The organism is Mesorhizobium sp. M8A.F.Ca.ET.021.01.1.1 (assembly GCF_003998025.1).
In the GTDB taxonomy this organism is placed as follows: domain Bacteria; phylum Pseudomonadota; class Alphaproteobacteria; order Rhizobiales; family Rhizobiaceae; genus Mesorhizobium.
The window spans coordinates 1-5,411 of the sequence record NZ_RZSJ01000434.1 but is presented as its reverse complement, the minus strand read 5'-3'; the positions used below and the strand labels follow the sequence as shown (position 1 = coordinate 5,411).

Annotated in this window: 5 protein-coding genes; all 5 read right to left on the bottom strand. The window is 66.2% G+C overall.

Annotated elements, in window-relative coordinates:
* Positions 1–888: DUF4438 domain-containing protein (locus EOA36_RS26205; protein ID WP_127280029.1), on the bottom strand; the 888-nt coding region annotated here is incomplete at its 3' end.
* A complete protein-coding gene (locus EOA36_RS26200) occupies positions 885–1,718 on the bottom strand; it encodes a hypothetical protein (RefSeq protein WP_127280028.1) in 834 nt (277 codons plus the stop codon). The genes EOA36_RS26205 and EOA36_RS26200, both read right to left, overlap by 4 nt.
* 73 nt (positions 1,719–1,791) lie before the next feature.
* Entirely contained in the window at positions 1,792–2,895 is a 1,104-nt protein-coding gene (locus EOA36_RS26195; protein ID WP_127280027.1) for a hypothetical protein, read from the bottom strand.
* Positions 2,896–2,933: 38 nt separating this feature from the next.
* Positions 2,934–3,608 (bottom strand): hypothetical protein, encoded by a 675-nt coding sequence (locus EOA36_RS26190; RefSeq protein WP_127280026.1) that lies wholly within the window; start codon positions 3,606–3,608, stop codon positions 2,934–2,936.
* A gap of 23 nt (positions 3,609–3,631) precedes the next feature.
* Positions 3,632–5,392 (bottom strand): hypothetical protein, encoded by a 1,761-nt coding sequence (locus tag EOA36_RS26185; RefSeq protein WP_245464472.1) that lies wholly within the window; start codon positions 5,390–5,392, stop codon positions 3,632–3,634.
* Positions 5,393–5,411 lie beyond the last annotated feature (19 nt).

Genomic DNA, 5,411 nt, shown 5'->3' with positions numbered 1-5,411 from the left:
GTTGGCGCTCGGATCGAGCTCAAGCTGCAATAGCGAAGCCGGTGCCGAAAGCAGCGAGACGACACCCGGGCCATGACCCGCCACGGTGCTGTCCGAGTGCACGATAACACCCACCGAAACATGCCCGCCCAGCCGCGAGCGGCCATAGCGGTTGTCTGCGTCCATGATGCCGACAATGTCGCCGAAACGCAGCGAGCCGAGCTTGTAGCGACGCACCATGCCCGGATCGGACATCTGGATGTCGTAGTCGCCGCGCAGCACATTGTTGCGGCCCAGCCCCGAACCCATGACGCGGGCGGGAATGCGATGCGTGACCTTGACGTGGATCCTGCCGTTGCGCTCCACCGGCCGCCAGCGCGCGAGCAGCCGTGGCGAGCAGTTCCAGATCGCAACGTCGGGATAGTCGGTCAGGCGCAGGCCAAGTCCATAGGCCCAGACCTGGATGCGGTCGCCGATCGCCATCTGCCGCATCGCCGGCAGCGGAAAGTCGATCAGCACCGTGTCGACGCCGCCATGCTTGCCGGTCACCACGCCGCGCGCGCCGGCGGCGCGCCCCGTCGTGACGATGGCGTGATTGCCGACGCAGGAATAGCTCTGCAGCGCCTGGTTGGCGGCATCAGGGCTGCCGCCGGCCGCGCGCGCCTCGTTGCGGATCGACACCGCCGGTTCGACATGATCGCCGGCGAGCCCGACGCAAGGGTCGCCGACGCGATGGTTGAGCACGATGCCGCCGGTGCCCGGCAGCGAGCGCGGCCTGCCGTCGTAGCCGATGCGCCACGGCGTTCCCTTCTCTGTCGGCGAAGCCACTTGCCCGGCGACGCTGATCATCACCAGGTCGCGCGCATTGGTGCGCAGGCCGTGGACCGGGTGGAGGCGGGCCGGTTTCATGCCGCCGCCTCCACTGGTGCCAGCTCGTACCAGAGCGCGCAGGCATTGCGCCAGGGATCGTCCGGCGTCTCGTCATGGTCGGCTGGATCCTCCAGCGCCCAGTCGGTTTCGCTCCAGCCGTCCGGCAGCGCCAGGATGACCGGCGCGACGACCTGCACGATGGCGGCGCTGCGGCCGCTCGCGGCGATCGGGGCGGCGGCGGGCCAGAAGGCCGGACCAGACCAACCCGGGATCGCGCCCGGATGACGTGTGGCCGGAAACGCGAGCCGCTCCAGATAGTCGCATAGCGGCGGCCGGGCACCGGCACTGCCGGCGATGGTCAGGATGTAGGTGCTCTCGGGCTGCAGCGCGGCCGACAGGGCAATGACGTCGCGCGCGCATTCGTCGAGCGGTGCTGCGGTGCCGGCGAGGTCGCCAAGCCGGGCTTCAAGCGCGGCACAACAGCCTTCGAAGCGCGGCAGCAGGGCAGTGCCTTCGCGCTCGGGCAGCGCGCTCTCATATTGCGCGTCGCCGACCCAGTGCACGCGTGACGACAGCCGGCCGTTCTGCCAGGCGCGGCGCCACGGCTCGAGCTCAAGCACCAATTCCCTGAGCGTCGCGTCCCGCGCATCGGGATGCAGCCAGCCGCCGCCCATCTGGTCCGGCCGGTGGCGGTAGTACTCGTCATTGTCGAGCAAGGTGTAGAAGCCACGCGGCAGCCAAACCCGCGCCGATTGCGACAGCGTCACCGTGACCAGCAGCCCCATCGGCGACAGCGCCAGCGGCGCATCGATGACGATGTTCGGAGGCTTGGGCGAAAAGCGCCCGGGAAGAGCCAGATGGTGGTCCATCGCGGACACCCTTCAGAAATAGAGAGTTGGAGCTGTCCGGCGACTCCACCGGATGCTGAACAGCTGCAACGGTTTAGGCGGCGATGCGCGAGGCGGTGTTGCGGCTGAGCCCGTACGACCAGTGCACACGATCGCCATCGAGGCCGGGGAAACGGCGCCCTTCGCGCGTCAGCCGGTAGGCGGCGAGCCACGCGTCGGCCTGCGAACCCATCTTCTTGGCGTCGGCGTCGAACTCGGCCGGCGTGATCGTCGTGCGGAAATCGTTCTCGGCGATGTATTGCAGCGTCCTGCGCCCCGCATCCGCCATCTTGGCGCGCTGCGACATCTCGGCCGCGCCGCCCAAGTGCCGGTTGGCGACGGCTTCGATGACATCCCATTTGGTGTTGGCGTCGAAGGACTTCTTGATGTCGGGCGCGTCGAACAGTTCGAAGATTTGCTGCACGTACTGGCCGGTTTCACGGGTCAGTGCCAGGATGTTGCCATAGCTTGAACGGTCGAGATGGTAGCGCAGGTCGGTACCCACACGCTGCACCGTGGCGAGCGCCGCGAACGGCCGGTCATTGATGGTCGAGCTGCCGCGGATGACCTGGCCGATGGTCAGATCCTGGAAGTATTGCGACATCGCGTTCATGAAGGCGACCAGCATGAAGTGGAAGCTGCGGTTGACGATCGCCCCCGACGGCACCGGCGCGCGGCCATAGTTGAAGACGCGGCGATAGGCGATCAGCCGATCGCGGCGCTTGTAGCGGATCGGCCGCCACTTCTCGAGGATGTAGAGCCCGCGCGCGCCGGGGCCGCGCTGGATGCGGATCTGGCCGTTCTGGAACAGCCGGCGCAGCACATCGACGACCTGGAACAGCTTCATGCGGTCCATCTGGTAGATGTAATAGAGTTCTGCCGAGGCCTGCAGCTGCGGCGGAATGATGGATTCGTCGAAGTCATTGCGCAGCAACGGCATCTGCAGCGCGTCGAACGGCTTGAGCGGCCCGTCGCCGAAGCCCACCAGATCCGCGAAGCTCGTTGTCGTCGCACTGGACGAGCGATCGAGCAGTTCACCGTAGCGGCCCTCGAACTCGCTCTCGAAAGCGGCGCGGTCCGCCGGCGACAATCCGGGCAGCTCGTCCCTGAAGAAGCGCTGGAACAGCCTTTGGATGACCTCATTGGATTCGCTAGCCATAACAGACCTCATGTTGCTCGAATTGGCGGCTCACGGTTTCAGGCTTTGGGCGGCTCGCTGGAGCCAGTGTCCTGACTGGCATTGATGGCGCTGATCACGGCCGGCACCAGGTCGAAGAAGCGCGCCAGCTCGCTGTCGGTGATCGTCGCGGGAAGGCCTGGTGGGACGGGCTCGACAGCGCGCACGCGCTTGACGAACTCGCTGCGCCGTTCGTCCTGCGGCTTGGTCTTCTGAAACTTGACGATGGCCTGCAGCGACGGGAATTCCGCCCGGATGAGCCATTGGCCCGCATTCGTGCGGCCAACGATGTCGCCGGTCGTGTCGACCGCCGCCGCGTAGAGTGCCGTGACATTGTCCTTGTCGCGCAGGCCAAACGACCGCACCGTTTCGTCAAACCTGTCGATCGCCTTGCCGATGTCGCCAAGCTTCTTGTCGATCTCGCTACCCTTGGGCTGGTTCTGCAGCGCGGTGGCGATAGTCTCCATCGCGGCGGTCAGCCGTTCGAAGGTCTTCGACTGGTCTCCATCGGGATATCTCCTGATCGCCTTGGCAACGTCGCCGATGGCCTTCTGGGTTCCCTGGCTGCCGGTATCGACCTGTTTGGTCAACAGGTCGATCGATTGCGGCGTCTGGGCCTCCACTTCGAAGCGGGCCTTGACCCCGGCGTGGAACTTGTTGGCCGGATGATAGGGAAACGGAATTTTCGCAGCCATTGTCCTGCTCCTCTCATGCCTGCTCACGCCGACCAGTAGTCGGGACGGTTCTGACCCATGCTAGCCATCGAGCTCGCGATAGGCGACGGCATCTGGACCGGGCTCGGCAGGTTGGTGCCCTGGTTGAACGTGTTCTGCAGGATCGTGCGGATCATCCAGCGGATCAGCGACTGGTTGTTGCGGAAGTTGAAAACGTTGAAGTCGCATTGCTGGGTCAGCGACCGCACCAGGCGCTCGGTCTGCTCCTCGGCCTGGTAGAAGGTTCGCAGCTCACGCACCATCAGCCCCTTGAGACCGGGGTCCCAGGCGCCAGCGCCACCGAACGGGTCGAGCAACTCGCCGGAGATGGTGGCGAGCTTGGTCTTCAGCTTGTCGCTGAATTCGCACAGCAGCACGCCGGGGTTCGCCACCTGGTCGGTCAGGTCCAGCACCGCGCCGACGGCGAGGCCGACGGCGGTCGCGCGTCTCTCCTGTTCACCGAGGCCGTCCGGATCGATGCCGACCGCATAGAGATCGATCGCCCGGTCGAGCAGGAACAGCATGTAATCCAGGAGCACCTGGCAGCTGATCTCGTCGTCGTCGCAGCCGCAGCCGGCGAAGCAGTCGACCTGCTCGAGCAGGAAACCGCGCGCGATGGTGAGGTTCATCAACCGGACGGCGCCCTGGTCGGGACCGCCGGCGCCATAGAGGCCGTAGACGATGATCGGCGGGCGCGCGACATAGAGCAGCCGCGAGCTGCCTTTGGCGACGAAGGCATCGACGAAGAGCTGCAGGCTGGAGACGAACGCCACCAGCGGCGGCGATTCCGGTGGTCCCGATGTGATCGGCACGTCGATCGGAACCGGAATGCTCTGGCCGAACTGGATCAGGCGCTGGAAGCGGTGAACCAGCATCGCCGACGCGGTCGATAGTTCACGCAGGCTCTCGACGCTTGCCCCGGTCGAGAGGTCGACCAGGTCGTCCATCGCCTGCGACAGCGCGTTCTCTTCCAGAAGGGCACGCAGGTCCGCCTGGCCGCCGGCTTCCAGTTGCAGGACCAGATTGCGGTAGGCTTCGATGCCGCGCGGCCAGTCCTCCTGGCCAAGCGCGCTTTCGACCGAGCCGGTCAGGCTGCGCAGCGCCATGATGACGGCATTGCGGCGCGCCTGCAGCTCACCGGCCGCCGAACGCACGATCGAGGTGCTGCGTGTGATGCCGTTGGACGCCAGCCCCTCGCCGATGGCGACAAGGATGAGCCCCGCCAACACGTCGCAGCTCTGGGCAAAGCGCCGGAACAGGATGGCGCTGCCATCGGTCAGCGTGCCGACATAGCGTGCCAGGCGCGAATACTCGCCGAGCTGGCGGCGCGCCGACATGGCGCGGTCGTGGTTGACCGAATCCAGCGAAAGGCGCGCGGCGGCCAGCCCGTCATTGGCGAGCTGCCGGATCGAGCGGCCCCAGCCAATCATCTCGATGCGGATGTCCTTCAGTGGCGAGGAGGTCGAAAGCGTCTGCAGGTCGCGCTCGAGATCGTCCTGAGCCTGGGCCATTTCGACCGAGGACGGGCCGCTGTTCCACACCTGCGGCACATAATCGGGCACGCTCGAATAGGGCAGGCCGGCGCGTTCGCGGCGGTCCCTGTCCGCTTCCTGCGGGTAGAAGTTCAGCAGCGCGTTGGCCATCTGGTCGGGATCGCGCGGATCACTGACGCGCAGCGTCTTGCGCAGCAGATTGTCGACGGCGACCGTGGCGGGCGACCGAAATTTCGAGACCGGGCTGGCGGCGGTTGTAAACAGGTCGGCCATGACATCTCACCTCATGCAA

What these genes read in the sequence shown, in the direction of transcription:
- EOA36_RS26190 (WP_127280026.1), bottom strand. Translation starts at nt 3,608, where the DNA reads ATGGCTGCGAAAATTCCGTTTCCCTATCATCCGGCCAACAAGTTCCAC.
- EOA36_RS26195 (WP_127280027.1), bottom strand. Translation starts at nt 2,895, where the DNA reads ATGGCTAGCGAATCCAATGAGGTCATCCAAAGGCTGTTCCAGCGCTTC.
- EOA36_RS26185 (WP_245464472.1), bottom strand. Translation starts at nt 5,392, where the DNA reads ATGGCCGACCTGTTTACAACCGCCGCCAGCCCGGTCTCGAAATTTCGG.
- EOA36_RS26200 (WP_127280028.1), bottom strand. Translation starts at nt 1,718, where the DNA reads ATGGACCACCATCTGGCTCTTCCCGGGCGCTTTTCGCCCAAGCCTCCG.